At 66.3% G+C, this 25,911-nt stretch carries 25 protein-coding genes; 12 read left to right on the top strand and 13 right to left on the bottom strand.

Annotation, left to right across the window (positions count from 1 at the left end):
- The first annotated feature begins 33 nt into the window (after positions 1 to 33).
- The 4 genes from POS17_RS10465 (at position 34) to POS17_RS10450 (ending at position 2,317) form a co-directional block, all read left to right on the top strand.
- Positions 34 to 447 (top strand): LIC_13387 family protein, encoded by a 414-nt coding sequence (locus tag POS17_RS10465; RefSeq protein WP_060838466.1) that lies wholly within the window; start codon positions 34 to 36, stop codon positions 445 to 447.
- Between the two features lie 60 nt (positions 448 to 507).
- The gene (locus POS17_RS10460) at positions 508 to 984 is read left to right on the top strand and encodes a hypothetical protein (protein ID WP_060838465.1); all 477 of its coding nucleotides are present in this window, start codon (positions 508 to 510) and stop codon (positions 982 to 984) included.
- A gap of 62 nt (positions 985 to 1,046) precedes the next feature.
- Positions 1,047 to 1,652, top strand: coding sequence for a hypothetical protein (locus POS17_RS10455; protein ID WP_060838464.1), 606 nt, complete (start codon positions 1,047 to 1,049; stop codon positions 1,650 to 1,652).
- Positions 1,653 to 1,702: 50 nt separating this feature from the next.
- Positions 1,703 to 2,317 carry a hypothetical protein gene (locus POS17_RS10450; protein WP_060838463.1) on the top strand — a complete coding sequence of 205 codons (615 nt, stop codon included), beginning with the start codon at positions 1,703 to 1,705 and terminating at the stop codon, positions 2,315 to 2,317.
- A 67-nt stretch (positions 2,318 to 2,384) separates the two neighbouring features.
- Here POS17_RS10450 and POS17_RS10445 read toward each other — a convergent pair whose 3' ends face one another.
- Together POS17_RS10445 and POS17_RS32145 are read right to left on the bottom strand one after the other, a co-directional pair.
- Positions 2,385 to 2,570, bottom strand: a complete 186-nt coding sequence (locus POS17_RS10445; protein ID WP_060838462.1) for a hypothetical protein — start codon at positions 2,568 to 2,570, stop codon at positions 2,385 to 2,387.
- Between the two features lie 96 nt (positions 2,571 to 2,666).
- The gene (locus POS17_RS32145) at positions 2,667 to 2,873 is read right to left on the bottom strand and encodes a DUF6021 family protein (protein WP_060838461.1); all 207 of its coding nucleotides are present in this window, start codon (positions 2,871 to 2,873) and stop codon (positions 2,667 to 2,669) included.
- 164 nt (positions 2,874 to 3,037) lie between these two features.
- On the opposite strand from POS17_RS32145, the gene POS17_RS10435 reads away from it, so the two are divergent.
- The 7 genes from POS17_RS10435 (at position 3,038) to POS17_RS10405 (ending at position 9,917) form a co-directional block, all read left to right on the top strand.
- A complete protein-coding gene (locus POS17_RS10435) occupies positions 3,038 to 3,658 on the top strand; it encodes an HAD family hydrolase (RefSeq protein WP_060838460.1) in 621 nt (206 codons plus the stop codon).
- Positions 3,659 to 4,816: 1,158 nt separating this feature from the next.
- Positions 4,817 to 5,005 (top strand): DUF1843 domain-containing protein, encoded by a 189-nt coding sequence (locus tag POS17_RS10430; protein WP_060838459.1) that lies wholly within the window; start codon positions 4,817 to 4,819, stop codon positions 5,003 to 5,005.
- A gap of 36 nt (positions 5,006 to 5,041) precedes the next feature.
- Entirely contained in the window at positions 5,042 to 5,677 is a 636-nt protein-coding gene (locus tag POS17_RS10425) for a DUF1842 domain-containing protein (RefSeq protein WP_060838458.1), read from the top strand.
- Between the two features lie 52 nt (positions 5,678 to 5,729).
- On the top strand, positions 5,730 to 6,335 hold the full coding sequence (locus POS17_RS10420) for a DUF1842 domain-containing protein (protein ID WP_060838457.1): 606 nt from the start codon (positions 5,730 to 5,732) through the stop codon (positions 6,333 to 6,335).
- A gap of 135 nt (positions 6,336 to 6,470) precedes the next feature.
- A complete protein-coding gene (locus POS17_RS10415) occupies positions 6,471 to 7,937 on the top strand; it encodes a GDL motif peptide-associated radical SAM/SPASM maturase (RefSeq protein WP_060838456.1) in 1,467 nt (488 codons plus the stop codon).
- A gap of 236 nt (positions 7,938 to 8,173) precedes the next feature.
- The gene (locus tag POS17_RS10410) at positions 8,174 to 8,941 is read left to right on the top strand and encodes a helix-turn-helix transcriptional regulator (protein ID WP_375136280.1); all 768 of its coding nucleotides are present in this window, start codon (positions 8,174 to 8,176) and stop codon (positions 8,939 to 8,941) included.
- A gap of 181 nt (positions 8,942 to 9,122) precedes the next feature.
- A complete protein-coding gene (locus POS17_RS10405) occupies positions 9,123 to 9,917 on the top strand; it encodes a helix-turn-helix transcriptional regulator (RefSeq protein ID WP_060838454.1) in 795 nt (264 codons plus the stop codon).
- 112 nt (positions 9,918 to 10,029) lie between these two features.
- On the opposite strand, the gene POS17_RS10400 is transcribed toward POS17_RS10405, so the two are convergent.
- From POS17_RS10400 to POS17_RS10355, 10 genes are all read right to left on the bottom strand, one after another.
- Positions 10,030 to 13,128, bottom strand: a complete 3,099-nt coding sequence (locus POS17_RS10400; RefSeq protein ID WP_060838453.1) for an efflux RND transporter permease subunit — start codon at positions 13,126 to 13,128, stop codon at positions 10,030 to 10,032.
- Complete coding sequence (locus POS17_RS10395; protein ID WP_060838452.1) at positions 13,125 to 14,336, bottom strand: efflux RND transporter periplasmic adaptor subunit; 1,212 nt, start codon at positions 14,334 to 14,336, stop codon at positions 13,125 to 13,127. Before POS17_RS10395 ends, POS17_RS10400 begins: the two co-directional genes overlap by 4 nt.
- Before the next feature lie 124 nt (positions 14,337 to 14,460).
- On the bottom strand, positions 14,461 to 15,072 hold the full coding sequence (locus tag POS17_RS10390; protein ID WP_060838451.1) for a TetR/AcrR family transcriptional regulator: 612 nt from the start codon (positions 15,070 to 15,072) through the stop codon (positions 14,461 to 14,463).
- A gap of 502 nt (positions 15,073 to 15,574) precedes the next feature.
- On the bottom strand, positions 15,575 to 16,465 hold the full coding sequence (gene aepX, locus POS17_RS10385; RefSeq protein WP_060838450.1) for a phosphoenolpyruvate mutase: 891 nt from the start codon (positions 16,463 to 16,465) through the stop codon (positions 15,575 to 15,577).
- A 57-nt stretch (positions 16,466 to 16,522) separates the two neighbouring features.
- Positions 16,523 to 17,908 (bottom strand): class II fumarate hydratase, encoded by a 1,386-nt coding sequence (gene fumC, locus POS17_RS10380; protein ID WP_060838449.1) that lies wholly within the window; start codon positions 17,906 to 17,908, stop codon positions 16,523 to 16,525.
- Between the two features lie 89 nt (positions 17,909 to 17,997).
- Complete coding sequence (locus tag POS17_RS10375; RefSeq protein ID WP_060838448.1) at positions 17,998 to 18,828, bottom strand: hypothetical protein; 831 nt, start codon at positions 18,826 to 18,828, stop codon at positions 17,998 to 18,000.
- A 119-nt stretch (positions 18,829 to 18,947) separates the two neighbouring features.
- Positions 18,948 to 20,177 (bottom strand): pyridoxal phosphate-dependent aminotransferase, encoded by a 1,230-nt coding sequence (locus POS17_RS10370; protein WP_060838447.1) that lies wholly within the window; start codon positions 20,175 to 20,177, stop codon positions 18,948 to 18,950.
- A gap of 259 nt (positions 20,178 to 20,436) precedes the next feature.
- Positions 20,437 to 21,672, bottom strand: coding sequence for an MFS transporter (locus POS17_RS10365; RefSeq protein WP_060838446.1), 1,236 nt, complete (start codon positions 21,670 to 21,672; stop codon positions 20,437 to 20,439).
- A 101-nt stretch (positions 21,673 to 21,773) separates the two neighbouring features.
- Entirely contained in the window at positions 21,774 to 22,598 is an 825-nt protein-coding gene (locus POS17_RS10360) for a hypothetical protein (protein WP_060838445.1), read from the bottom strand.
- A gap of 2 nt (positions 22,599 to 22,600) precedes the next feature.
- A complete protein-coding gene (locus POS17_RS10355; protein WP_060838444.1) occupies positions 22,601 to 23,824 on the bottom strand; it encodes an MFS transporter in 1,224 nt (407 codons plus the stop codon).
- 95 nt (positions 23,825 to 23,919) lie between these two features.
- On the opposite strand from POS17_RS10355, the gene POS17_RS10350 reads away from it, so the two are divergent.
- The gene (locus POS17_RS10350) at positions 23,920 to 24,837 is read left to right on the top strand and encodes a LysR family transcriptional regulator (RefSeq protein WP_060838443.1); all 918 of its coding nucleotides are present in this window, start codon (positions 23,920 to 23,922) and stop codon (positions 24,835 to 24,837) included.
- Positions 24,838 to 24,942: 105 nt separating this feature from the next.
- On the opposite strand, the gene POS17_RS10345 is transcribed toward POS17_RS10350, so the two are convergent.
- Positions 24,943 to 25,851 carry a hypothetical protein gene (locus tag POS17_RS10345; protein ID WP_231979018.1) on the bottom strand — a complete coding sequence of 303 codons (909 nt, stop codon included), beginning with the start codon at positions 25,849 to 25,851 and terminating at the stop codon, positions 24,943 to 24,945.
- Positions 25,852 to 25,911 lie beyond the last annotated feature (60 nt).

Genomic DNA, 25,911 nt, shown 5'->3' with positions numbered 1-25,911 from the left:
ACTTCGCACCCGGACACCGCCCAAGGAAGAAACGTGTTGGCCCCCGCCCTGATCGTCGCCAGCTCAGCCATCGTGCTGCTGCTGGGCAGCCTGCACCTGATCTACACCTTCGCCACCGACAAATTCCAGCCCCGTGATCCGGCCCTGGCCGAACGCATGCGCCAGGTGTCGCCAATGATCACCGGCCAGACCAGCCTGTGGCGTGCCTGGGTCGGCTTCAATGCCAGCCATAGCCTGGGAGCGATGTTGTTCGGCCTGGTCTATGGCTACCTGGCCTGGCTGCACCCGGCCCTGCTGCTGGAAGCCCGCGGCCTGTTGCTGATCGGCCTGGGCTTTCTCGCCAGCCTGTGGCTGCTGGCGATCCGTTACTGGTTCCGTATTCCCCTGGCGGGCATCAGCCTCGCCCTGGTGCTGTTCGCCGCAGGAACTACGCTGCTTTTCAGCTGACGGGTACCCGTTGCCCAACCGCTCCAGCCCTGCCCGACCTGAATAAATTCCGGAGTTCACATGGAACGTCAAACCCCCAACGAAGGCGCCGCCGCCCTGCGTCAACCCGGCAAACGCCCCTGGTATATCTACCTGATGGCGATCTGGGCCCTGATCGGCATCGGCGGCCCTCTGAGCCAGCTAGCGCGAAGGGTGTTCGCCGATGAGCCGCTGCTGTTGCAAGTCAGTTCGGTGCTGATCCTCGGCGGCGTACTGCTGCTGATCATCAACCTGATCAAGCTGAAACCGCAGTACATCGTGGCCTTTGGCGTGCTCTGCTGCCTGGAAGTGGGCCTGCAGCTGTTCGGCATCATCGACCGCCTGTACAGCGGCGACACCCTGGCCCACGCCGCGCTGTTGCTGATCTATCTGGTTCCGGCACTGGCCTTTGCCCTGCTGGCCCTGCGCACGAAACTGCTGAGCCGGGCCAGTGAGTACCGCCAATCGGTCGACCTGCAGAACCGAATCGCCTTTGCGATGAAACACAACAAACGCTGAACCTGCCGGCCTGGCGCCCAGTGGCGCCGGGCCGGATACCCGCTGCCCAATCGAGTCCCTTCATGTCCCGTCTGTACACCCTCTGTTCCTGGCTCTACCTGCCGCTGTGCTGGATCGCCGTGGCCGCGCCGACGGCCAGCATGATCCATTGCAACCTGAACCTGATCGTGCCCCGGGAGGTCGGCGGCACCTTGTTCGGCGGCTCCATGGGCTTTGTGATGTACCTGGGCGGCTGGGCCCTCAGCGTCCTGGGCCTGGTGCTGGCGCTGCTGACCCGGGTGCCCGGCGCGCGTCTGGCCTGGATCGTCGCCGGGCTGGCGCAGTTGCTGCTGGGCCTGTGGTGGCGGATCAACTACCCGGATGATTTCGACGGCAACCTGCTCTTCAGCATCCAGCCCCGGGAGCTGGACTATGTGATGGTCTTCGGCTTTGCCCTGGTCTACAGCGGCGTCTACCTGTTGCGTCAGCAACGGCTCAAGCCGCGTCCACCCGCCACTGGCAATCGGCTGTTGCTGCGCACCCTGTGGGCCCTGGTGCTGGGGGCGGCCTTCATCCTTCCACCGCTGCTGGCCATCACCCGCAAGCCACTGCCCTACTGCGCCTTCGACCGGGCCGGCAATCAGTTGAGCGTATGCCTGGGCCCGGGCACCCGGGTGATTGTCGACTGAATAGCCCCCTGACTTCATTCCTCCTTTTCTTGACCTTGATGAGTGTGCCCATGTCTCGCCTGTTTACCCTGTGGTTGTGGCTGTACCGCCCCCTGTGCTGGATCGTCGTCGCCATCCCGCTGTCGGTGATGCTGTTGTGCGACGTGCAAATGATGCAACCGCGGGATGTCAGCGGCACGCTGTTCGGCGGCGCCATGGGTTTTCAGTTGTACCTGTTTGCCTGGGTGCTGTGCCTGATCGGCCTGGTCCTGGCCCTGCTGACCCGGATGCCCGGCGCGCGCCTGGCGTGGCTGCTGGCCGGGCTCGTGCCCTTGCTGCTGGGGGCCTGGTGGCGGCTCACCTACCCGGATGATGAAGATGGCAGCCGCTCCTTCAGCCCCCAGGACTGGGAACTGGACTACATGATGGGCATCGTGTGCCTGTTCGTTATCAGCGGCCTGTACTTCTACTGGCGCCGACGCCTCGTCTCACGGCCCGCCGCCACCAGCGCCGATGTGCTGTTTCTGCAAACCCTGTGGGCGCTGGTCCTGGCGGCGGCGTTCATCCTGCCGCCGCTGAGCTTCATCAAGCAGCAATCCCTGCCCCGCTGCGCGTTCAACAAGGCCGGGGAGCAATTGACCGTGTGCCTGAGCGATGATCCGAACGAGCCGGTCATTGTCGACTGACCCGGCGTTTGCAGCAGCCCGGACAGAAAAAAGCCCCGATCGGTCCGGGGCTTTTTTCTGTCGGCTGCTATCGATGCGGGGTGGCCGGTGATGCCCTGCGCACCGGCAAGGCGGCGGCGAAAGCCATGGCCTCTTCCCGGGTGCCGAAGCTGGCGAGCCGATCACCCGCCGTACAGACCTTCCAGGGCCCGTGGTTGACGCTCAATACCTGATAACCGTTGATCTGCAGCTTGTTCAGCAGCGGCGTACTCATGGACACCTCCCTTGTTCTCCGCGTGCCTGGGGCTTGGGCGTTTTACCTTACACCCGCAGAACCCTCCGGCGACGGCCGCATGTCGGCGCGACGCGCTCATTTCCTCAGGTTGGCCAGAGGGTCGTAGGCTCGCGAGCGCTTGCGCCGGTGCTCGGGTTCCGGCTGATCCAGGGGCGCCCTGGCCGGCCCCACCGGATCGATCTGGGGATCGGCGACGTCTGGCGAATCGGGGTCGAAACCCGGGTCGTGGTGATTCGAGGCGTGCTCGGACGAGCGCGGCCCCGTGGGGGTCTTGGTAGCCATGGTCAGCTCCTGTGCTAGCCCGCAAAAGGACGGGGACAACCGTTGGATCGCGATCCGTTCCCAGGGTGCCGGCCAGCGGACCAATGGCCACCGGCAAATTGCATTGCACGGCGCCGCGTCGCAGGATGACGCCCTGATCCACAACCGCTGAAAAGGAAGTGCTGATGACGATTCGTGCCGTGGTTTTCGATTTTGGTGGCGTGCTGTTCGACTGGAGCCCGCACCACCTGTACCGCCAACTGATCCCCGACGACCAGCGTCGCCAGTGGTTCCTCGACACCGTCTGCACCCAGGCCTGGAACACCCAGCAGGACGCCGGCCGGCCCCTGGCCGAAGCCACCCGCAGCCTGGTGGCCGAGCATCCCGAGCATGCGCCGTTGATCGAGGCCTATTACGGACGCTGGCCGGAGATGCTCAAGGGGCCACTGGACGAAGGCGTGGCCCTGCTGGAGGAACTGCACCAGGCGCAGGTGCCGCTGTTCGGGTTGACCAACTGGTCCCAGGAAACCTTTCCCTATGCCTGGGAGCACTACCCGTTCTTGCAGAAGTTTCGCGACATCGTGGTGTCGGGGCAGGAGCGGCAGATCAAGCCGGATGCCGAGATCTATCACACGGCCTTGGGGCGCATTCGCGCGCATGTGCCGGGGGTTGCGCCTGAGGAGCTGGTGTTCATTGATGACCATGCGCCAAATATCGTCGCGGCCAGGGCGTTGGGGTGGCGGGCGATTCATCATGTGGCCGCGGGGGAGACGCGGCGGCAGTTGGGGGAGTTGGGGGTGGTTTGAGGTTTTTTTTTTGGGGGGGGGTGGAGTGTGCGTATCCGTTGTTGCGGTGTGCTGTGTACATATCCGTTGCTGCGGTCACGGCCACTTATGGTTTCGCTCGTACAGCGACTCACTTTTGAAAATCCGGAATGCCGGCCCAGACAAAAGTAAGCAAAACGCTTCTGCCCCTCCACTTGGTGCCTCGCATAGCGAGGCATGCCCGAACTCCGGCATTGATCCGTGGGCCGCCGCAATGGACCATCCATGGCCCAGTGCGGCTAACCCGGCGTCCTGCCGGGTTACCCACGGATCAATGCCTGCGTTCGGCCATCGTGTCTAAGGGGGCAGGAAGATCAAAAGCCAGATCAAAAGCAAAGGCAAAATCTGACGGCGGCCTTACGGCCGGCCTGAAGATGGATTGTGCACACGCCCCTCCGTAGGAGCTGGCTTGCCAGCGAAGGCGTCCGCCAGGGCGCTGCATGTCTTGCGGGCCTACTCGCCGGCAAGCCGGCTCCTACGGACAGCGCGTAAACGCGCTTGGCTTTTGATCTTCAGGCCCCTTCCCAGCAGGCCGAGCGCAGGCGTTGCGTAGGGGGCAGCTCGGCATGGATGCCGAGCCAGCCGCCACCCGGCCATGGATGGCCGGTTGGCGGCGGGCCCCCGGAGCAATGCCGGAGCTCGGGCACCCCGAGCCCCAGCGAGGGGCCGTATGGAGGGGCAAGACTTTTTGCTTACTTTTGTGTCGTTTGACAAAAGTGAGTCGCCGTAAGGGTGAAACCCTAAGTGGCCATGACCGCAGCAACGGATATGTACACCGCCCACCGCTGTAAGAGCGAAACCCTAAGCCACCGTGACCGCAGCAACGAATATGTACCCCGCCCCACTCGCCGCAAGATCGAAACCCCAAGCCACCGTTACCGCAGCAACGGACATGTACCCCACCCACCGCTGCAAAAGCGAAACCGCCAGCCCCCCCCTCTATCGCCATCCGCACTCACCTCCCCCTTGCATATCGCCCTTTGGAATTTCCACAAAATCAACCCCTTACCCCCGGGAATCCACCCGTCGGAAACCCACAAAATCAATGTGCCATTACCCCGCCAACTCCCCCCGCGCTGCTTAACTGCAAGGGCTGCCAAGTACCGCAGCCCCCCCTAAACCCCACGGAAGGCACACACCATGAACCCCACCTCGCAACACACGGTTGTTCCCTACGGAGTCGCGATCCAGTCGGCCATCGCCGAAGGCCAGCTACCCCAGATGAAAGCCCTGCTGGCCAAGCGCGATCCGAAGGGCGACGAACCCAAGGATCTGAAAAGCGCCTACGAGCGGCTGGCCAAGGAAGTCGCCCGGCTGGAGCAGCACTGATCGCTGTTTCCCCGTCATTGAATGGAGGCAAAGCATATGTCCGGTTCCAATTCCCACGCCGAAGGTCTGTTCCCCCTGAGCTATCGCATCGGTACCGATAAGCCCGGGGCGCCCAGTCTGATTCTCAACCTGCTGGTCTACACCCCCGACCACAGTGTCCGCGGCGGTTCGACCATCACCCAGGCGCTCAACCCACCACCCGACCTGCACAGCGATGTCTGGGGTCAGTACACCTACCTCACGGTCATGCACCCCACTACCAGCAAGATCCTCATCACCGCCCAGGGCAATCAGGGCGGCCCCAGCTCCAACGCCATCATCACCTTCAAGCTGCACCTGGTGGTCGGCGACGACTGGAAGGAAGGCATCGCCAACTACCAGTACTTCAACGGCCACGACTGGGTTTCGGTCAATCAGGCCCCCGCCCGCCTGCAGGAGACGGTGCAGTCCAGCAGCCTGTCGACGCCAGAGCACTCGGGCCACTACAGCGCGGTGAACAGCACCAGCGCCGCGCTGTACGGCGGGCCGATCCACGGCGCCATCGCCAGCGGCGATCTGGCCCAGATGAAGAACCTGCATCGGGTGGCCACCCAGCAACTGGAGCAGCTGCCGCTGATCCGCACCGCGCTGGACGCCGCCAAGGCCGAGATCAAGAAGCAGGAACGCCGCTGATCAAGGCCATTCATCGCACCTGATGCCTTCTATCCAGATAAGGAGTTGCAGCATGACAATCGGACTGTTCCATACCCGCATCATCGTCGCCAATCCTGTGATCGGAGCGCCGGTGCTGACCCTCGACCTGCTGGTCAACACCCCGCAGAAAAGAGTCAGCGGCGTGGCCCGGATCACCCAGAGCACCTCGCCACCGCTGCAGTTCCGGGCGGATGTCTGGGGCGACTACTCCCAGGTCAAGCTCGATCCGTCCAGCGAGGGCCACATCATCCTCAGCCTGGCCGGCAACCCCAGCGGTCCCACCAGCCAGATCGCCGAGACGTTCCATCTGCAGGGCATCCTCGGCCTCGACTGGGCCAGCGGCTTCGCCAGCTACAAGTACCAGTACCAGGGGCATTGGCACGTGGTGCAACACGCCGCCGTGAGCCAGGCACCGGTGGAGCAGAAACAAGGCGAACGCGCAGTCCAGGCCGGCCAGCCCGCCATGCATCCCCACCCGCTGTACGCGGTGGCGCTGCAGGAGGCCCAGACCAGCGGCGACCTGGCGCGGCTCAAGGCGCTGGTGGCCCAGGGCGAGCAGCAGCTGGCCAACAGTGAAAACCTGAGCCAGGCGGTGCAGCAGCTGCAGGCGGAAATCAGCCGCCTGGAGCGCCGCTGAGTCCAGGCCAGCGGGGCCGGCCGTCAGCGGACGGCCCCGACTTGGGCCAAACCGATCGCGCCCGTACCGCACACCCGAGGCGCGCCTGTTTCGATGGCTTGCTGCCGCGCACCGCTGGGTGCGCAAGGATCTTTCATGTCAGACCGTCTCCCTGCCCGCTACCTCAGCGAAAACGACCTCAAGCGCTATGTGCCGGTGCACGTGGTCTGGGAAATCACCCTCGCCTGCGACCTCAAGTGCCTGCACTGCGGCTCCCGCGCCGGGCACCGGCGCCCCGGGGAACTGAGCACCGAGGAATGCCTGGCGGTGATCGATTCACTGGCCGCCCTGGGCACCCGGGAAATCACCCTGATCGGTGGCGAAGCCTATTTGCGCAAGGACTGGACGCGACTGATCCAGGCCATCCACGACCACGGCATGTACGTGGCGATCCAGACCGGCGGTCGCAACCTGACCCCGGCCAAGATGCAGGCCGCGGTGGACGCCGGGCTCGATGGCGTCGGCGTGTCCCTGGACGGCCTGGCGCCGCTGCACGACGCGGTGCGCAATGTGCCGGGCTCGTTCGACAAGGCCCTGGACACCCTGCGCCGGGCCAAGCAGGCCGGGCTGAAGATCAGCGTCAACACGCAGATCGGCGCCGCCACCCTGCCCGACCTGCCAGCCCTGATGGACCTGATCATCGACGCCGGCGCCAAGCACTGGCAGATCCAGCTGACGGTGGCCATGGGCAACGCCGTGGATCACCCGGAACTGCTGATGCAGCCCTACCAGCTGCTGGAGGTCATGCCGCTGCTGGCGCGCCTGTACCGCGAAGGCAATGAGCGCGGCCTGCTGATGAACATCGGCAACAACATCGGCTACTACGGCCCCTACGAACACATGTGGCGCGGCTTCGGCGACGACCGGGTGCACTGGACCGGCTGCGCCGCCGGGCAGACAGTGCTGGCCCTGGAGGCCGACGGCACGGTCAAGGGCTGCCCGTCCCTAGCCACCGTGGGCTTCTCCGGCGGCAACGTGCGCAACATGAGCCTGCACGACATCTGGCACTACAGCGAAGGCATTCATTTCGGCCGCCTGCGCTCGGTGGACGATCTGTGGGGCTATTGCCGCAGCTGCTACTACAACGACGTCTGCCGCGGCGGCTGCACCTGGACCTCGCACTCACTGCTGGGCAAGCCGGGCAACAACCCCTATTGCCACTACCGGGCCCTGGACCTGCAGAAAAAAGGCCTGCGCGAGCGCATCGTCAAACTCGAAGACGCCGGCCCGGCGTCCTTCTCCGTGGGCCGCTTCGACCTGATCACCGAGCGCATCGACACCGGCGAAGCCGTGGCCAGCGTCAGCGACAGCGGTCAGGTGATCAAGCTGGCCTGGGTCAACCAGGGCCAGGCAGCCCCCGCCGAAGGCCGCATTCCGCCGCGCCTGGCCCTGTGTCGCAGTTGCCTGGAGTACATCCACGCCGTCGAGACCACCTGCCCGCACTGCCACGCCGATGTCGCCGCCGCCGAAGCCCGGCACCAGGAGGACCGGCTGCGCCAGCAGGCCCTGATCAACACCCTGCACCAGTTGCTGGGCCTGCCCCCGGAGCAGCCGCGCCTGTAATCGCCGCCCGTTGCGCCGCCGCCCCCCGACGCGGCGGCGCTGATATCGATGCCGCCGCCCTGGCGCGGACGTTGCCCGCCGTCCACTGCGCAAGATTTTGCGCCTATCATCGAACAGCCGGCAGAACCCTGTACTAGGATACGAGGCGATCCTTTGTCGATCGGAACCAGAACGGAGATCAATCAGCGATACCCGAACTCGTTGCTATAACGCTGTCCTGCCACACCTTCACATTCATGGATGAAATGATGAACGCACAAGTATTGTTTCCACGCATCGGCAAGGTCATTGCCAGCACCGGCAGCCGCCATTTTCCGCGCATGCTCCACGACCTGATCCTCACCCAACTGCCGGTGGACGCCACCCACATCACTCGACTGCCGGTGGACCCGCACCAGTCGCCCGAGCACAGCGAGCAGCCGCAGCTGCAGAGCCACTACCCGCTGCACAGCGACGCCCACTGCGGCGACGAGCCGCTGTTGCAGGCCGGTTTTCCCGAGCCGGCCGGCACGCCCGAGGCCCGGCAACTGCCGCCGCGCCGCGAGGGTTGCGCCGAGACGGCACAACTGCACCTGACCGGCCGCAAGGATGCCTACCATTACGTGCTCTCGGTGTACCGCAGCAATCAGGCCGAGAGTTTCTCGCCCCAGGAGCGCCTGCTGCTGGAGGACTTCTCGCCCCTGCTGTTGCCAATGGTGGAAAAGCACATCAGCGCCCTGCAGCCCCAGGCCGCCTCCACAGAGCAGGACGGCGCCACCCTCGAAGGCCTTCAAACCCTGCGCCTGCGCTTTACCGAGCGTCTGGCGCAGTCCGGGCTGAGCCTGTCCAACCGTGAGTTGGAAGTCTGTGTCGGGCTGCTGGCCGGGCGCACCGCGCCGCAACTGGCCGAACAGCTCAGGCTCAAGGTCAACACCGTCGAGAGCTACCTGAAACGCGCCGCCATCAAGCTGGGCATCAGTGGCCGCCATTCGCTGCTGCGCTGGATGTACTCGCCCCAGCCCTGAGCCGCGTCCCCAGGCCCTGGCGCGGCCTGTGTGTCCCGGTTTTCCCCTACAGACGCACAGAGCTCGCCCGGGCTTAAATCCAATGCCGGGAACCGCTACAGGTTCAAGGAGCCTCTGCCACGGACCGTCGTGGCAGTCGCGTTTCGAGCAGCGATTCGTCTCGATCAAGGATGATATGGATATGAATCAGACCCGCAGTATCGCCAACATGCCAACCTCGCATTTCTACTTCGAGCTGGGGCAGTTGATCTCCAGCACCGGCCATGCCCGCTTCGCCAAGGACATGCTGCAACTGGTGAACCAGCTGGTGCCGGTGAACCAGTTGCAGCTCAGTGAATGGACCCTCGACGAATGCCAGGCCAGTTCCCTGGAGATCACCCTGCTGGGACGCGCCGGGTTGCAGGATGACCTGCCCCTGCCGGAGCCCCCGCGACGCCATGACCCGCTGCTGCAAAAGATGCTGGAAATGGACGACTCGCTGCTGATTCAAATGAATGCCCAGGGCAGCCCCGCTCGCCCGACCCCGCACCAGTGCCACCTGGTGTCGCGCAAAGCCAGCCGGCGCTGTGTCATCGCCCTCTACCGCGATCCCGCCCAGGGCGGCTTCACCCTCAGCGAACTGTCGTTTCTCAAGAGCCTGTCGGCGACCCTGCTGCCGCTGCTGGAACGCCACGCCCAGTTGCATCGGCAACAGGCGCTCAAGCACCTGCGCAACTGGAGCCTGCGACCTCTGGACGCGCGTCGGCAGACGCCGCTGCAACGGGAGTTCGACGAGCGCCTGTCACTGGGAGACATCAACCTCTCGGCCCGGGAGAAAGAGGTCTGCCTGGGGCTGCTGACCGGGGGCACGGTGCCGGAAATGGCCCAGCGCCTGAGCGTCAAGAACAGCTCCGTGGAAACCTACCTCAAGCGCGCCGCCGCCAAGCTCGGGGTCAGCGGCCGCCACGGGCTGGCCAAATGGATGGTGGGCGCCTGAGAGCAGCCCCAGGTCGCAGGTTCCGGGCCAGCAGCCTCCTCCCGCAGGGCACCTCCTCCGTCCTCGGCTGACCGCTGCCGCGCCACCGGCCAGCGGCTTGCGCAGCCCCGGCTCAGGGCCGTGCCTCGGCGCGGTCCTGCGCGGTGACTGAGGTGAGGCGCGCCAGGCGCGGCGCCAGCCAGCGCTTCAGGTCGTCCATGCAACTGAAGACCACCGGCACCAGCACCAGGCTCAGCAGGGTCGAGGTGATCAGCCCGCCGATCACCGCCACCGCCATGGGGGCGCGGAACCCGGCGTCGGCGCCGCTGCTGAGCAGCGCCGGCACCATGCCCGCGACCATGGCAATGGTGGTCATGATGATCGGCCGGGCGCGCTCGGCCCCCGACTGGATCAGGGCCTGGTGCCGGGGCATGCCAAGGCGACGCTTCTCGAGGGTGAATTCCACCATCAGGATCGAGTTCTTGGTGACGATGCCCATCAGCATCAGCAGGCCGATGACCACCGGCATGTCGATGGCGGCGCCGTACAGCAACAGGCCGCCAATCGCCCCGCCGACGGACAACGGCAGTGCGCTGAGGATGGTCAAGGGCTGCAGGAAATCGCGGAACAGCAGCACCAGCACGGCGAACACCATCATGATGCCCAGGCCCATGACCACGCCGAACTTGTCGAACATTTCATTCATGTATTCGGCATCGCCGTACTCGACACGGCGCACGCCGTCGGGCAACTGCTGCAGCGCCGGCAACTGGCCGATGGCTTCCAGGGCCGTGCCCAGGGTGATCCCGGCCAGATCGGCATCCACCGACACCCGGCGCAACCGGGAGAAGCGCTCGATCCGCGCCGGCCCGCTGCCATAGCCGATATCGGCCACCGCGCTGAGGGGCAGCACCGTCCCCCTGTCGGTGCTGACGCCGAGGTTGCTCAGGGCATTCAGGTCGCCCTGCTCGATGGCCGGCAGCAGCACCCGGATCGGCACCTGGCGGTCATGGAAATTGAAGCGCGCCGAACTGGCGTTGATTTCGCCCACGGTGGCGATCCGCGCCACGCTGCCGATGGCCTGGGCACTGACCCCGGCCCGGGCCGCTTCGTCCACCCGCGGCTGGATCAGCAGCTCCGGACGCGGCAGCGGCTCGTTGACCTGGACGTTGGCGATGCCCTGGAGCGCCCGCATGTCGCGTTGCACGGCATGGGCGGCGCGGCTCAACGCCGGCCCGTCGGGCCCCACCAGGATGATCGAGATATCCCGCGCCGCGGTTTCACCACGAAAGGCGTAGCGCAGGTCGGCAAAGCCGTTGAGCAGCGGCCGCAGGGACTGTTCGAAGGCCTTCTGGCTGAGCTCGCGCTGGTCCGCCGGGAGCAATCGCACCAGCAGTTGGCCGGTGGCCACGTCGGTGGCCCCGGAGGCATCCTCGCCGCCGGCGGTGACGAACACCGAGAGCACCTCGGGCCGCTGGCGAATCTGCCGGGCCATGTCGGCCAGCACCTTGTCGGTCCGCACCAAGGGCGTGCCGGGCGGCAGGGAGACGTCGATGCGCGACAGGCTGAGGTCATTCACCGGCATGAACCCCGAAGGCAACAGCGGCACCAGGGCGAACGAGCCGACCAAAAACAGCCCGGCCAGCCCCAGGCTCAGGCGCCGGTGCCGCAGCGCCCACTCCAGCAGCTTCAGGTAGCGCCCCAGCAGGCCGCCGGGCGCCATCGGCCGCGGCTCATGGCCCGCACCCGGGGCCTTGGGCTTGAGCAGATAGGCCGCCATCAACGGCGTGACCAGGCGCGCCACCAGCAGCGAAGCCAGCACCGCCGCCGAGACGGTGATGCCGAACGGGGTGAAGTACTGGCCGATGAAGCCACCGATGAAACTCACTGGCAGGAACACCGCGACCAGGGTGGCGGTGATCGCCACCACGGCAAAGCCGATGGCGTCGCTGGCGTCGATGGCCGCCTGGTAGGGACGCTTGCCCTGGTCCAGATGCCGTTCGATGTTCTCGATCTCGACGATGGCATCGTCCACCAGGATGCCGATCACCAGGGTCAGGGCCAGCAGGGTGATGCTGTTCAGCGAATAGCCGAACCCGGCCATGACGGCGAAGGTCGGCAGGATCGACAGCGGCAGGGCAATGGCCGCCACCAGGGTGGCGCGCCAGCTTCGGAGGAACACCAGGACCACCAGGACGGTCAGCAGCGCGCCTTCGACCAGGGTCATGATCGCCGCGTCGTAACTGGCCAGGGTGTAGTCCACCGAAGAGGAGATCTGGCGGATCTCCAGGTCCGGGCGCTGTTGCTGCAGGCGCTGGATGACCGCCTCGACGCCGGCCGCCACCCGGGTGTCGCTGGAGCCCTTGGCGCGAAACACCGCGAAGCCCACCACTTCCTCGCCGTCCAGACGCGCCTGGGAACGGGCCTGGCTGGCGCCGTCATGCACCCGGGCCAGCTCCCCCAGGCGCGCCCAGCGCCCCTCGCCCAGGGCAATCGGGGTCTGGCTCAGGGCCTCCACCGTCAGGGCGCTGCCCAGGGTGCGGATCGACTGTTCGCTGTGGCCCAGCCGGGTCCGCCCGCCGGGCACGTTGATATTGCTCTGCACCAGTTGGCCGTTGACCTGCTCGGCGGTGAGGCCCAGGGCTTGCAGGCGCTCGGCCATGAGTTCGACCTTGACCTCGCGCTCAACCCCACCCAGGCGCTGCACCTTCTGCACCCCGGGCACCGCCAGCAGTTCGCGGCTGAGCTGGTCGTCGACGAACCAGGAAAGCTCCACCAGGCTTCGCGTGGTGCCCTTCACGGCGTAGTTGAGGATGGCCCCGCCCTCGACGTCGATGCGGGTGATCATCGGTTCCTCGATGGTCTGCGGCAGGTCGGCGCGGATCAGCGCGATGGCGTCGCGGATGTCGTTGGCGGCGCGCCCGGGATCGACTCCGAGCTGGAACTCCACGGTGGTCACCGAGATGCCGTCGGCCACCGTGGAGGTGATATGGCGGATGCCGGCCAGGCCGGACACCGCGCGTTCGACCCGCAGGGTCACCGCGTGTTCGAGTTCGGTGGGGGCCGCGCCGACCTGGGACACCAGCACCGTGATCACCGGGAACTCGACCCGCGGGTTGGCGTTGATCGGCAACTGCAGAAAGGACAACCAGCCGCCCACACTGAGCACCAGGAACAGCACCAGGGTCGGAATCGGTCGGCGGATCGCCCAGGAGGACAGGCGCAGGCTCATGGTTCCAGCTCCTCGTCTTCAGCCGGCCGGACCCGGTCGCCCTCACGCACGAAGGCCGAGGCCCGGGCCACCACTCGCTCGCCTTCCGCCAGCCCGGACAGCACTTGCACCTGGATGCCGTCACGCCGGCCGACGCGAACCTGCCGCAGACTGGCCTTGCCCTCCGGGTCCAGCACCACCACCGCGGCCTGTTCGTCACTGGTGAACGTCAGGGCGCGCTGCGGCAGCACCAGGCTCGGGCCCTGGGCCGGCAGTTCCAGGCTACTGGTGGCAAAACTGCCGGCGCGCAGCTCGGGGTCGGCCGCCAGGGTAATGCGTACCCGACCGCGACGGCTCGCGGGGTCGACTTTCGCCGCCAGCAGGCGCACCTGGCCTTGCACCGGGGTCGGCAGGCCCGTTACCTGGACCGCCAGCCGGGTGCCGACCTGCAAGGCGCGCAGGGCGCTTTCAGTCACCTCGCCGTCCAGCTCCAGGCGGTTGTCGCGGATCAGCCGGAACAGCGGCTCGGAACCGGCGAGGGCGCCAACCCGGGCATGCCGTTCGGACACCACGCCGGCCACCGGCGCTCGCAGCGTGGCTTTCTGGCGTTGCGTCCGGGCGTCCGCCAGTTGCGCCCGGGCCTGGGCCTGCTCGGCCCGGGCCGCCGCCAGGGCAGCCTGGGTGGCGCGGGCCTGGGCCCGTTGCTGGTCGACTTGCTGGGCGCTGGCGGCACCGATGCCGCCCAGTTGTTCCAGGCGCTGATGGCTGGTCCGGGCCTCGACGCTCAACGCCTGCTGCTGACCAATCAACGCCGTCGCTCGCTCCAGCGCGGCCTCGGCCTGGTGCACCTGAGCATCCAGGTTGTGGGTTTCCAGCTCGGCGAGGACCTGCCCGGCACTGACCCGGTCGCCCTCCTCCACCCGGACCGAGGCCAGGCGCTGATCCTGCAGGGCGGTGCCGACGGCAATCTCTTCCTGGGGCACCAGGGTGCCGCTGATGAAGATGCGCTGCCCGACATTGCCGGTACGGACCTGCACGCTGCTGACTTTCAGCGCGGGCGGTGGTTCCTGGCCGTGGCTTGCCGGCAACTGGGTCTGCGGCAACCACAGGGCCAGCAGCGTGCCCACCAGGGTCAGCAGCGTCACCAGCAACAGCCTGGGGGTATGTTTGGCCAGGCGCCGCAAGCGCTGGCTGCGACATTGCTCGGGAGTGGGATCGATCGAGTTCATGTGTCGGGTACTCAAGGATTCATCGGCGCCCGGAACACGGGCACGCTGCCCCGGAGCCGGCAAGCGGCCCGAGACGCCATGACGCAAGCAGGGCAACGGCCACAGAGCCGTTGCAAGGTGGCAGTCAGCCGGGTTCGGGCTGCTGGGGACGCAGGAAGCGACGAATGATCAGGCGCAGCATCGGCTGGTGGGCCAGGGCCTGGAAATCCGCCTCCATCACCACCCGGGCGATGGCGCCTTCCGTCAGCGCCAGCAGCCACACCGCGGCCATGTCCGGGTCCAGCTGCGGGTCGATCTGACCGGCGGCCATGCCGCGCCGGAGCAAGGCCGCCAGGTCGGCCTTGACCCGCGCTTCGTTGGCGGCGAACAAGGCCCCCATCTGCGGGTTGCGGGTGGCCTCGGCCGCCACCTCGATACTGATCCGCGCGTGCAGCGGCTCGCTGCAGGCCTGCATCATCGCCAGGGCGATGTGCTCGACGGCGTCCAGGGCGTCCTCGGCTGCGTCCCACTGGGAGAACAGGCGCGTCATGGCCTTGCGGTCTTCCTCGGCGATTGCGGCAATGATCGCCGCCTTGCTCGGAAAGTAATGGAACAGGTTGCCCGGGCTCATGCCGGCGGCCGCGCAGATCTGCGCGGTACGGGTGGCGTGAAAGCCGTTCCGGGCGAAGCAGGTCAGCGCCGCGTCGAGGATCTGCTGGCGCCGGGCTTCCATCTTGTAGGGGTCTACCGTTCTCATTGCCCACCCTGGCGCCACAGGCCTTGCCGGCGCGATTCATAGACTGACTGATCGATCCAGTATTGAGCCGCAGTCCGGTCACTGTCCGAAGCCGTCGAAGCGCTTCAGTGCCGGTACATGCCGCGATCACAGGCTAGCGCGAGGGTTTTCCGAGAGCTGTAAATCTGTGTGAAAAATAGTGCAGGACTGCATAAGGCAACCAGCCGGGTTCGGCGGGACGCGGAGCGGATGCCGGAGCAATGCCTGGAGGGGATAGGAGCCAACCCGGCCAGCCAGGGGCAGTAGGCGGTACAACTAAGGCCGGGCGGGCGGATGCCGCGATGTTGCAGCCCGCCCTGACCAGGCACCGCCATGTTGCGGTTCACTGTGATACCTGGCCGGGCGAACGGGGGCCATTCTAGGCATCGGTCCGAACCGCGTATGTAAGAAAATTCTTATTCCTCAACGGCCTGAATCCCCTGCCCCACCAAGACGAAACAGGCCATTTTCAAGAACGCCGCGATCAACGGGTGCCCGGCACCAGATCGAGAATCTCGTCGATGCCCAGGCAACGGGGCTCCACCTCCAGGGTCCTTCCGTGTTCAAGGATGCCCACCGCCACATCGCGCATGGCCATGTAGGCGCTGCGCAACATGTGGTTGGCGTAGATCACCGCGTTGAAGCCGGCCCCTTCCAGCTCGTCGAAACTCAGGTGGGCATAGCTGGTCGGCACGCAGATCAGCGGCACCCGCGGGCAGTGGCGGCGGAACAGCCTGGCGAACTCGAGGATCTCCAGGCCGTCCTTTTTCCGGCTGTGAATCATGATCCCGTCGGCGCCGGCGGCGACATAGGCCAGGCAGCGTTCGATGGCGTCGTCCATGCCCTTGTCGAGGATCAGGCTTTCACAGCGGGCGATGATCAGCAGGTCCTCGTGGCTGCGACTGCTGCAGCCGACGCGGATCTTGTCGCAGAACTCCTCGATGGAGTCCTGAAGCTGGCTCACGGCGTTGCCGAACAGCGAGTTCTTCTTCAGCCCGCACTTGTCCTCTATGACCACCGCCGACACCCCGGCCCGATCGAGCATCTTCACGTGGATCGCGAAATGCTCGGCCTTGCCGCCGGTGTCGCCGTCGAAAATCATCGGCAGCGAACAGACATCGAAGATCTCGCGAATGCCGTGCAAGCGATTGCTCGGCGAGAGGATCTCGATGTCCGGCAGGCCCTTGTGGGTCGAGTCGGTCAGGGAGCTGGACCAGATGGCGTCATAGCTCAGGCTGGGCCCGGTCCCGCGCTCCAGTCGGGATTGTTGGGCCAGCAGCGCCGAGATCGGGCTGTGGGCTTCAAGCACCCGCAGACAGCGCTTGCGGCGCAGCAACTGGCTGAGGTTGGTTCGGCGAATATCAGCGTCCTGCATGGGATTCACGCGCCTCTTGTGGTTGGGGAACTCCGGGTTCGCGGCGGCCGGGCCGCCTCAGGGGTGGGTCATGTCGAGGGCCACCACGTAACGGTCGAAATCCGCGGCCGAGACGTAGCCCAGCTGTTGCGCCACTTCCCGCAGGGACTTGCCCTGATGGTGGGCGGTCTTGGCGATGATGGCCGCCTTGTCGTAGCCGATGTGGCGGTTGAGGGCGGTCACCAGCATCAGGTTCTTCTCGATGTTGGCCTCGATCCGCGCCCGATTCGGCTCGATGCCCAGCGCGCAGTGGTCGTTGAAGGCACGGCAGGACTCGGCCAGCAAGGTGATGCTTTCCAGCACGTTGTGCACCATCACCGGTTTGTAGACGTTGAGCTGGAAGTTGCCCTGGCTGCCGGCGAAGGCCACGCAGGCGTCGTTGCCGAAGACCTGGGTGCAGACCATGGTCAGCGCCTCGCACTGGGTCGGGTTGACCTTGCCCGGCATGATCGAGGAGCCCGGCTCGTTCTCGGGAATATCGATCTCGCCGATGCCGCAGCGCGGGCCGCTGGCCAGCCAGCGCACATCGTTGGCGATCTTCATCAGGGCCATGGCCAGGGTGCGGATCGCCGCCGAGGTGTTGACCAGCGCGTCGTGGGCCGACAGGGCGAAGAACTTGTTGCTGCACGACTTGAACGGGTAGCCGGTGAGCTCGGCGATGACCCGTGCGCACTCGTCGCCGAACTGCGGATGGGAGTTGAGCCCGGTGCCCACCGCCGTGCCGCCGATGGCCAGGTCATAGAGGCCGCCGAGGTTGAGCTGGATGGCGCCCAGGGCGTAGTCGATCTGCTCGACCCAGCCGCCAATCTCCTGGCCGAGGGTGATCGGCGTGGCGTCCTGCAGGTGGGTACGGCCGACCTTGACCACGTCGCGGAACTGCTCGGCCTTGTCGGCCAGGGTGTCGCGCAGGACCGCCACCCCCGGCAGCAGGGTTTCGTGGATCTCGCTGACCACCACCATGTACATGGCCGTGGGAAAGGTGTCGTTGGACGACTGCCCACGGTTGACGTGGTCGTTGGGGTGGATGGGTTTCTTGCTGCCCAGTTCGCCACCGAGCATCTCGATCGCCCGGTTGGCGATCACTTCGTTGGCGTTCATGTTGGACTGGGTGCCGGAGCCGGTCTGGAACACCACCAGCGGGAAATGATCGTCCAGTTGCCCGCTGATGACTTCGTCCGCGGCCTTGACGATCGGCAGGGCGATGGCTTCCGGCAGTTCGCCGAGCGTGAGGTTGGCCAGGGCCGCGGCCTTCTTCAGGATGCCCAGGGAGCGGATCATCGGCGCGCCCCACTGGAAGCGCGAACGGCCGATGGGGAAGTTGTGGATGGAACGCTCGGTCTGGGCGCCCCAGTAGCGGTTGGACGGTACGGCGATGGTCCCCATCGAGTCGGATTCATGACGCATGTTCAAGGTGCTCCAGTGGTAGGCGCAAAGCGCAATCAGGTCGGGGTTGCCGGGCAGGCGCGTCCTGCCCGGCGTGGTGCAGGGGCGCCCTACTCCTTGAGTACGGAGGCCATTTTTTCCAGGTGCGCGCAGGCCCGCACCACGTACTCGTCGGACAGCGCGGCGATGCGCCGGTAGTCGATCTGCTGGCCGGTGGCCTGGGTGTAGAGCCGCAGGGCCTCGGTGGCGTGGCGGAAGTGCCGGGCCTCGACAGCGCCGCAGTGAACGCTGAGGAAGCCGGCGATGCGGTTGGCCTCCCCCGCCGGATGCCCGCAGGACTCGCGCAGCCAGTTCTTCCACAGCGGGGTCATGAGGTTGTATTCGCCGGTGTTGAACAGCTCGGTCAGGGCCATCATCTCCAGGGCCTCCACCAGGTTCGGTGCCAGGGGGCGCTTCTGCCCGACCCAGGTGGAGAACTCCTTGGTGATGGGGTTCAGGTACTTGTCCTGCAGGCGCCAGTTGTCCGAGCCGCAGATGGCCGAGGCCATGCGGTGATAGAGCTTGGAGTGATGGGGATGGCCATGCATTTCGCCGAGGCCGACGTCCTCGACGATGATCTCGCCACAGTGCCGGGCGGCCGCCAGCAGCTTGAGCTTGTTGTCATCGCCGGGCAGCTCCGCGGACTCCTGCAGCAGCCGCACGATGATGCTCGACACCGCATGGGCGGCGCCGTCGGGGCTGCGCCAGCCGCAGAAAAAGGTGCACAGCGAATCCACGGACCAGCGGCGGGAGGTCATGCGCTGGTAGGTCAGGCAATAACCGTCCAACAGGCCGGGGTTGTTTTCAAAGCCGGTGAGCAGGGCTTCCACCAGATTCCGATCCTCGACATCCACCAGTGCCTGATGCACATAGCCGATGAACGCCTCGCGGGAACTCTCCATGTTTCTCTCCTGTAGTGACTCTTGGGTTCACGGACAACAAGCCAGGCGTCGCCACCCCGGGCCTCTGGACGGGCTCGGGAACCGGAACAACGCGGTGGCAGATGCGGGTGACGGCAGCGCTAATCCATGACGATCGCCGACATGAACTGGGCGAAGCGGCTCAGGCCTTCGATCAGCTCCTGGTACTCGACGGCGTAGGAAATGCGGATGCAGTGAGGGTCGCCACAACCGGAACCGGGGACCACGGCAATGTGCGCCTCGGTCAGCAGCAGGTCGGCGAGGTGGTCGACGTCGCGGATCGGCTGGCCGCGGTAGTAGCCGCCCAGGCGCGACGCGATGTCGATGTACAGGTAGAACGCCCCTTCCGGCGGCGCATAGCGGATGCCTTCCAGGCGATCCAGGTAGGTACGCGCGGCGTGCAGTTGTCGCTGCAGGAACGGATTGACCTGGTCGGCGAACTGCGTCGAGTCGGCATTCAAGGTATTGAGCGCGGCGTATTGCGACAGGCTGCTGGGGTTGGAGGTGGTGTGGCCCTGGAGGTTGTGCATGGCCGCGATCACCGGCGCCGGGGCGCAGGCGTAGCCGACCCGCCAGCCGGTCACCGCCTGGCTCTTGGAGAAGGAATCGATCAGCACGGTCTGGGCCTTCAGCGCCGGGAACAGCGCCAGGATGTTGTGGTGCTCGTGGGGTTCGCGCACCAGGCCGCGATAGCACTCGTCGAACATCACCCACAGCCCGCGCTCGAAGGCCAGCTGGGCGATCGCCAGCAGTTGCTCCCGTTGATAGACAGTACCGGTGGGGTTGTTCGGGGTGTTGATGACGATCATCCGCGTGCGTTCGCTCAGCGCCCCCTGCACCGCTTCCAGGGTCAGCCGGTAGTCGTCGTCGCGGGTCTGCACCAGCACCGGGGTGGCGCCCGCCAGGCGGATCTGGGTGGGAAAGGTTTCCCAGTACGGGCTGGGCACTATCACCTCGTCACCGGGGTTGAGCAGCACCATGCAGGCGTTGTACAGGGCCTGCTTGGCCCCGGCGGTCACCGCCACTTCATTGGCCGCGAAGGTCACGCCGGTGCGCTGGCTGACCCGCTGGGCGAGCTTCTCCCGCAGCGCCGGCAGGCCGATGGGCGGGGTGTAGCGATTGCGCGCGTTTTCAATGGCTTCGATGGCCCCGGTGCGCATGTCCTGGCAGGCATCGAAGGACAGTTCACCGGCGGCGAAATTGATCACCTTGACCCCGCTTTCCTTCAGGGCGTTGGCTTTGCTGCGCATGCTGGATGTGCCCGGCGCGCTGAGGCCGAGGGCACGGTTGGACAAAGACAAGCGGCTTGCAGTGGCTTCGCTGTTATTCATGTTGTTACCTGCGAAAACGATCTGGAAGCAAGGTGCCCCGGAGTCGGGAAAACACCTTGCACAGCCCACCTGGCCAAGGCCCCCAGCCAGGTCTTCTTACATTCTGATGACAGTCGCAAACACCGGCCAATACCGTTTGCGTCGTGATTGATACTGGAAAAGTAAGAACTATCCGAAGGCGCCGCGAGCCGCGCACAGAATGCATCAGGCCCGGGCAGAACAGCCCCGGGCCTGATGGTTTATGGCTCGACAACAGTCTTCAGGCGGCGCCGGAGACTGACCTCGCGTCGGCGTCCATGCCCCGCTGCACGTACCAGGACAGGGGCAGGGTCAGCAGCAGCGTGGCGGACAGGGCCATCACCGCCAGGGGAATCCCGGTGACGTCACCCAGGCCGCCGAACAGCACCGGAGCCAGGGCCCCGCCGCCGATGGTGCCGGTGTAGAACAGCGAGAACGCCTGCTCGCGCTTGCCGGCACCGGCCAGGTCCGGCACCGCGCCGTACAGCACCGAGGACGTGCCATTCAGGGCCAGGCCCAGCAGCGGCAACATCAGCATCAGGCCGGCATAGGGCAGGAACACCGCCAGCACGATCAGGCTGGCGGTGGTGAACTCGGTGATCCACACGGTTTTCATCATGCCGATGCGCGCGCCGAGGTAACCGCACAGCAACTTGCCGAAGGCGCCGCCGACGAACAGCAGGGTCAGGGCCAGGCCGATACCGGCGGTGCCGGCGCCCTTGGCCTTGAGCAGGAACGGCAGGAAGGTCAGAAAGCCCATGCGCACCGCGCTGTCCAGGGTGCCGGTGAGGATCAGCGCGCGCAGCCCGCTGGCCGAGCCCTGGCCCTTGACCGTCTTGGGCGCTTTCTCGCTGATGGCCTTGGTCACGGCCCGGGAGGGAATCAGCCACCACAGCAGCACCGCGGCGGCCAGTCCCAGAAGGCCGATCAGGGTGACGCTGGCGCGCCAGCTGATCAGGGTCAGCAACAGGCCCACCAGGCCCGGGACCAGGGTCTTGCCGATATCCCCGGCGAAGTTGTACTGGGACAGGGCCTCCTTGACCCCGCCGCCGGCTTCATGGGTATCGGTGATCAGCGAGGAGGCCAGCGGGTGCTGGGTACTGGCCCCCAGGCCACCGAGCAGCAGGGCCAGGAGCAGCACGCCCAGGCCTCCGGCCTGCCCCGCCAACAGGTAGGCCAGCCCGGCCAGGGCGGTGCCGCCCACCAGCAGGCGCTCACGCCCCCAGCGCCGCGCGGCGCGACTGGCCAGCAGCTGGAAGCCGGCCATCATTCCGGAATAGACCCCGCGCAGCAGGCCGATCTGGGCATAGCTCATGGCGAACTGCGCCTGCCAGATCGGCAGCAGCACGTAGATCACGTCAGTCAGGCCGTCATGCACCGCATGGGCGCTGCAACCGGCGAACAGGGAGCGACGACGCACGCTGGCATCCGTCATCGGCGCGGCCTCCAGGGAGGCGCTGTGTTTCAGATCATTCATCGTCGGCCAGGTTGCAAGGAGGGAAAGGAAGCGGATCAGTCACAGGATAGGCAAGCCGGAGCCGGCCACAAGCCCCGCTTGCGGGGCCGGGCCGGCGACCCTCAGCGCAGCGCCTGGGCGCAGTCGCGCATCACCCGGGCCTTGCGCTGCAGGTATTCGGCGAAGATGTCCCGCGCGGCCTGCGGGTCGACCTGCACCTGCATGGCCTCGACGAACTCGTTGACCGCCGCCACGGCATGGGCGAAGTGGTTGCTCTCGGTGCCGCCGGTGTGCACGGTGACCCAGGCCACGGTGGTCCGGGCCTTCTCCGCCGGCACGCCCATGTCGCGGACGAACCACTGCTTGTACAGCGGGTGGATGTACTCCACTTCGCCGTGGGTATAGACCTCGTGGACCAGGGTGGTCAGCAAGCCTTGCAGCAGGTCCCGGTCGCGCAGGCGGCGGAAGTCGGTCCAGTCCTTGAACGCCTGCGCCGAAGGCAGGCAGTTTTCCTTGAGCAGCCACTGATCGTCACCGCAGATGGGCGTGGCCATGTTGTAGAACAGGTCCGAGTGCAGGGTGTTGCCCAGCGCGCCCAGGTCCTCGTCGGTGATCCGCTGCAGGCTGCCGCAGGCCCGGTAGAGGCCCTCGGCGGCTTCCGAACCCTGCTCGGAACGGGCCAGCAAGGTGATGCGGTTGGCCAGGCCGGAGACGCTGGTGGCGGAGTTGTTGGTCTTCGACCAGCTGGCGAAGAACTTGCGCAACACCGCAGGCGGGTGGCGGCGCGAGGTGAGTTTCTCGAAAGCATTCTCGATGTCCACCAGAGCGTTTTCCTCGCTCCAGAAGGCTTCGAACAGGGCATGCTTCAAGACACTGGCCGGCATGTCGTTCAACACAGGTTCGACGATCTTCAGCAATTGGCTCTGCCGGGTCAGTACGTTATTCATGGTCACCTCACGTATTCCTTGTTGGATGATGAATCAAGCGGGTTGAGCGACCGCATGGCGGCCGGCGTTTCGGGTTTGAGGGGCTTCCAGCCGCCCCAGGCGATCAACAGCGACAGCAACTGGAAGACCACGATCAACGCCACGCAGCCCGGCCAGCCCCAGTGACTCCAGAGCAAGGCCGGGATCACGGCGCCGAAACTGCCTCCCAGGTAATAGAACGTCAGGTACAGCCCCACCGCGCCGGCCTTGTTGTGGCCAGCGGTGGCGGTGGTAAAGGAGTTGGCCGCGGCCTGGGCCAGGAACACCCCGGTGGAGCTCAGGGCCAGGCCCAGTACGATCAGCCATAGCGACGGCAGCAGGGTCAGGGCCGAACCGCAGACCCCGAGCAGGGCCGCGGCGACCAGCAGCTCGGCCTGGGGCCGGGACCGGCTCAGGCGGCCGGCAATCGGGATCACCACCAGCGCCAGGAGGAATACGCTGTAGATCGCCCCCAGGGCGGCGGCCCCCAGGTCGAACGGCGGCAGGCTGAGGTAAAGCCCGGCGTAGGTGAAGGTGGCGACTTGCGAGAACAGCACGCAAAAGCCCACGCCGTAAGCCGCCAGCAACGGCCGGCTGCACAGTTCGCGCAGGGCGCCCAGGCGGCTCGGCCGGCTTCTGGCAACCGGCGACGGGTTGGCCGGCAGCAGGTAGTGAATGGCCACGCCGATCAGCAGGCTCAGACCCGCCAGCAGGGCGAAGGCCTCGCGCCAGCCGACGTATTCGGTCATGAAGCCGGTGACGAAACGTCCGGCGAACCCGCCCAGCACGGTGCCGGCCACATACAGGCTGGTGACTTCGGTGACGGTGCCGCCACTCCAGCGATCACCGATGTAGGCCACGCTGGTGGCGAACACCACCGGGATCAGCATGCCTTCGATGAAGCGCCAGACCAGCAACTGGGCAAAGCTGCCGGCACAGGCCGCGAGCAGCGCCGGCAGCGCCAGCAACAGGGACGCCAGGACAATCACCGAGCGCTGCTGGAACCGGCCGGTGAACCGACTGACGAAGGGCGCGGTGATGGCCACCGCCAGAGTGGTCACGGTAATGCTCCAGCCGGCCTCCCTGATGCTCACCGCAAAGCTCTGGGAGAACTCCTGGAGAATCCCCTGGGTGGCATACAGGTTGAGAAAAGCCGCACAGCCACACAAAAACAGGGCAATGCGAGCACAATGCTGGCGCGAGTTCATGAAACCTCTCGTTTTCTGACGAAAGGCCTTTATAAAATACGCCGCCGATCCAAGACCAATACCGATTTACGACCGATCAATACCCAGGGAACCGGATGCTCGATCTACGCAGATTGCGTTACTTTTTGACCGTCGCCGAAGAGCTGCACTTTGGCCGCGCCGCCCTGCGCCTGCACCTTGCGCAACCACCGCTGACGCGGCAGATTTCGGCGCTGGAAGCCGAGCTCGGGTTTCGCCTGTTCGATCGCACCAGCCGCACCGTCAGCCTCACCGCCCAGGGCCGGCACTTCCTGCCTTATGCCCGGGCGGTGCTGGAGCAGGTGGACCTGACCCAGGTCATGGCCGGCAAGCTGGCCAAGGGTTGCGCCGGACAGCTGGCCCTGGGCTACGCCAGCTCCATCGCCCTGTCGGACCTGTTCAGCCAGGCGATCCAGGCCTTCGCCCAGCGTTTTCCCGACGTGCAACTGACCCTAGTCGAAGGCGCCTCGGTCAGCCAGTGGTCGCAGATTGTCGACGGGCGGATCGATATCGGCATGGGCCGGATGCGGCCGCCCTGCGAACAGAGCGAAATCCAGGCCCTGTCCCTGGGAGACGAACCCCTGGTGGCGGCCATCTCCAGCGACAGCCCCCTGGCCGCCCAGGATCAGGTGACCCTGGCCGAGCTCAGCGAGCATCCGTTGATTCTGTTTCCCGCCGACTACGGCTCGGGGCTCAACGAAGCAATCGAACAACTCTACCGGCGCAACAGCCTGCCTCTGCGCCCCGGCCCCAGCGGTCGGCAGATCACCTCGATCATCGCCCTGGTGGCGGCCGGCCAGGGCATTGCCCTGGTGCCGCGCTGCACCCAGACCCTGGCCAAAAAGGGCGTGACCTACCGCCCGCTGACGGACCCCGGCGCCACCGCGCAACTGTTGGTACTGACCCGCAGGCAGGGGCGCAGCCAACTGGTGGAAGCCTTCATGGGGGTGCTCGACGAACTGCTGCAGGCGCAGCCGGAGACGGCCGGGCGCTAGTCCGGGCGCGCCGGGCCCCGGGCGGCCCCGAACCACATCGGCCGCATGACTGGCGCTCGGCGCCGGCCAACGCGCCACAGGCCAGCGGGCCGCTATCCGCCCCCGCTAGCGGCAGACCACCCGGGCCTCTGCCCTCCCCTGGGCAATCATCAGGTCGTTGCCGTTGGCGTCGTTGCCGACAAACTCATTGCTCTGGGCATACACCTGCCGATAGGCCTGGCCGTCGTAACGGTAGTAACTCAGGTATTGCTCCCCGGCACTGACCCGGGCCTGGGTCATCAGGTCCGGCAGGCCGTTGCAGGTGGTTGTCAGCACCGCCATCGGGCCGTCTTCGACCGCCAGCAGCGGCTCGGGAGGCGTCTTGCGCGCCAGGAACAGCCATTGATCCGAATTGACCTGATTGCCGCTCAGACCACAGCTGACCAGCAGCAACGGGCCCTGGGGGCCGCGGCAGGTCTGGGCATTGACCTCGCTCTCGGCACAGGTCGCGCTGATGGCCCTGGCGGCGTCGGCCCCCAGCAGCGCCAGTGCCTTGCTGGCGGGCGTCTCCCGCGGGTCGGCGCTGCACAGCCCCTTGCCGCTGGGCCATTGCCGCCGGGCACCGAGGTACAGCGGCGCCAGAACGGCAATCACCCGATCCAGCTCCCGCGCCAGGCACTGCGTATCCCGGCAGCGACCGATGGCCCGCTGCTGCCGGGCGATCTGCTCGTCGAGCTGCCACGGGGTGTAGACCACCGCGAGAGTGGCGTGCTGAAGAAACCGTGCCTTGAACAGCTTCTCCACCAGGGCCCCATCCTCGCAGGTGCCCGCCGGCAGGGCCTGGCGCGCTTCCACGGCGCTGCGCTGCGCGGTCTCGTCGTCCGCGAACCCCAGCGCGTCGATATCCGCACAAGGCTTGAGCAACAACTGCGAGGAGAGGTAACCGCCAGTGGCTTGCTCACTGTGCGGTATCAGCCGCTTGCCGTCGGCCCAGGCCGGTGCGGCCAGCGCCAGCGCCCAGGCCAACAACATCATGTTGCGTTTCATTGCGGCATTACCGTCCATTGATTTGACAAGCGCCTTGGCGCGGCTTGG

The organism is Pseudomonas sp. Os17 (assembly GCF_001547895.1).
Taxonomy (GTDB): Bacteria; Pseudomonadota; Gammaproteobacteria; order Pseudomonadales; family Pseudomonadaceae; genus Aquipseudomonas.
Note: the sequence above shows the minus strand (reverse complement) of the source record. Positions and strands in the feature narration are given on the sequence as shown.

Bases quoted from the DNA above. Each gene is read 5' to 3' on its own strand.
- POS17_RS10360 (WP_060838445.1), bottom strand. From the start codon at position 22,598: ATGAATAACGTACTGACCCGGCAGAGCCAATTGCTGAAGATCGTCGAA.
- POS17_RS10375 (WP_060838448.1), bottom strand. From the start codon at position 18,828: ATGGAGAGTTCCCGCGAGGCGTTCATCGGCTATGTGCATCAGGCACTG.
- POS17_RS10425 (WP_060838458.1), top strand. From the start codon at position 5,042: ATGTCCGGTTCCAATTCCCACGCCGAAGGTCTGTTCCCCCTGAGCTAT.
- POS17_RS10350 (WP_060838443.1), top strand. From the start codon at position 23,920: ATGCTCGATCTACGCAGATTGCGTTACTTTTTGACCGTCGCCGAAGAG.
- POS17_RS10410 (WP_375136280.1), top strand. From the start codon at position 8,174: ATGGATGAAATGATGAACGCACAAGTATTGTTTCCACGCATCGGCAAG.
- POS17_RS10400 (WP_060838453.1), bottom strand. From the start codon at position 13,128: ATGAGCCTGCGCCTGTCCTCCTGGGCGATCCGCCGACCGATTCCGACC.
- fumC (WP_060838449.1), bottom strand. From the start codon at position 17,908: ATGCGTCATGAATCCGACTCGATGGGGACCATCGCCGTACCGTCCAAC.
- POS17_RS10450 (WP_060838463.1), top strand. From the start codon at position 1,703: ATGTCTCGCCTGTTTACCCTGTGGTTGTGGCTGTACCGCCCCCTGTGC.
- POS17_RS10435 (WP_060838460.1), top strand. From the start codon at position 3,038: ATGACGATTCGTGCCGTGGTTTTCGATTTTGGTGGCGTGCTGTTCGAC.
- POS17_RS10355 (WP_060838444.1), bottom strand. From the start codon at position 23,824: ATGAACTCGCGCCAGCATTGTGCTCGCATTGCCCTGTTTTTGTGTGGC.
- POS17_RS10395 (WP_060838452.1), bottom strand. From the start codon at position 14,336: ATGAACTCGATCGATCCCACTCCCGAGCAATGTCGCAGCCAGCGCTTG.
- POS17_RS32145 (WP_060838461.1), bottom strand. From the start codon at position 2,873: ATGGCTACCAAGACCCCCACGGGGCCGCGCTCGTCCGAGCACGCCTCG.
- POS17_RS10390 (WP_060838451.1), bottom strand. From the start codon at position 15,072: ATGAGAACGGTAGACCCCTACAAGATGGAAGCCCGGCGCCAGCAGATC.
- aepX (WP_060838450.1), bottom strand. From the start codon at position 16,465: ATGCAGGACGCTGATATTCGCCGAACCAACCTCAGCCAGTTGCTGCGC.
- POS17_RS10445 (WP_060838462.1), bottom strand. From the start codon at position 2,570: ATGAGTACGCCGCTGCTGAACAAGCTGCAGATCAACGGTTATCAGGTA.
- POS17_RS10455 (WP_060838464.1), top strand. From the start codon at position 1,047: ATGTCCCGTCTGTACACCCTCTGTTCCTGGCTCTACCTGCCGCTGTGC.
- POS17_RS10415 (WP_060838456.1), top strand. From the start codon at position 6,471: ATGTCAGACCGTCTCCCTGCCCGCTACCTCAGCGAAAACGACCTCAAG.
- POS17_RS10420 (WP_060838457.1), top strand. From the start codon at position 5,730: ATGACAATCGGACTGTTCCATACCCGCATCATCGTCGCCAATCCTGTG.
- POS17_RS10365 (WP_060838446.1), bottom strand. From the start codon at position 21,672: ATGAATGATCTGAAACACAGCGCCTCCCTGGAGGCCGCGCCGATGACG.
- POS17_RS10460 (WP_060838465.1), top strand. From the start codon at position 508: ATGGAACGTCAAACCCCCAACGAAGGCGCCGCCGCCCTGCGTCAACCC.
- POS17_RS10430 (WP_060838459.1), top strand. From the start codon at position 4,817: ATGAACCCCACCTCGCAACACACGGTTGTTCCCTACGGAGTCGCGATC.
- POS17_RS10405 (WP_060838454.1), top strand. From the start codon at position 9,123: ATGAATCAGACCCGCAGTATCGCCAACATGCCAACCTCGCATTTCTAC.
- POS17_RS10370 (WP_060838447.1), bottom strand. From the start codon at position 20,177: ATGAATAACAGCGAAGCCACTGCAAGCCGCTTGTCTTTGTCCAACCGT.
- POS17_RS10345 (WP_231979018.1), bottom strand. From the start codon at position 25,851: ATGATGTTGTTGGCCTGGGCGCTGGCGCTGGCCGCACCGGCCTGGGCC.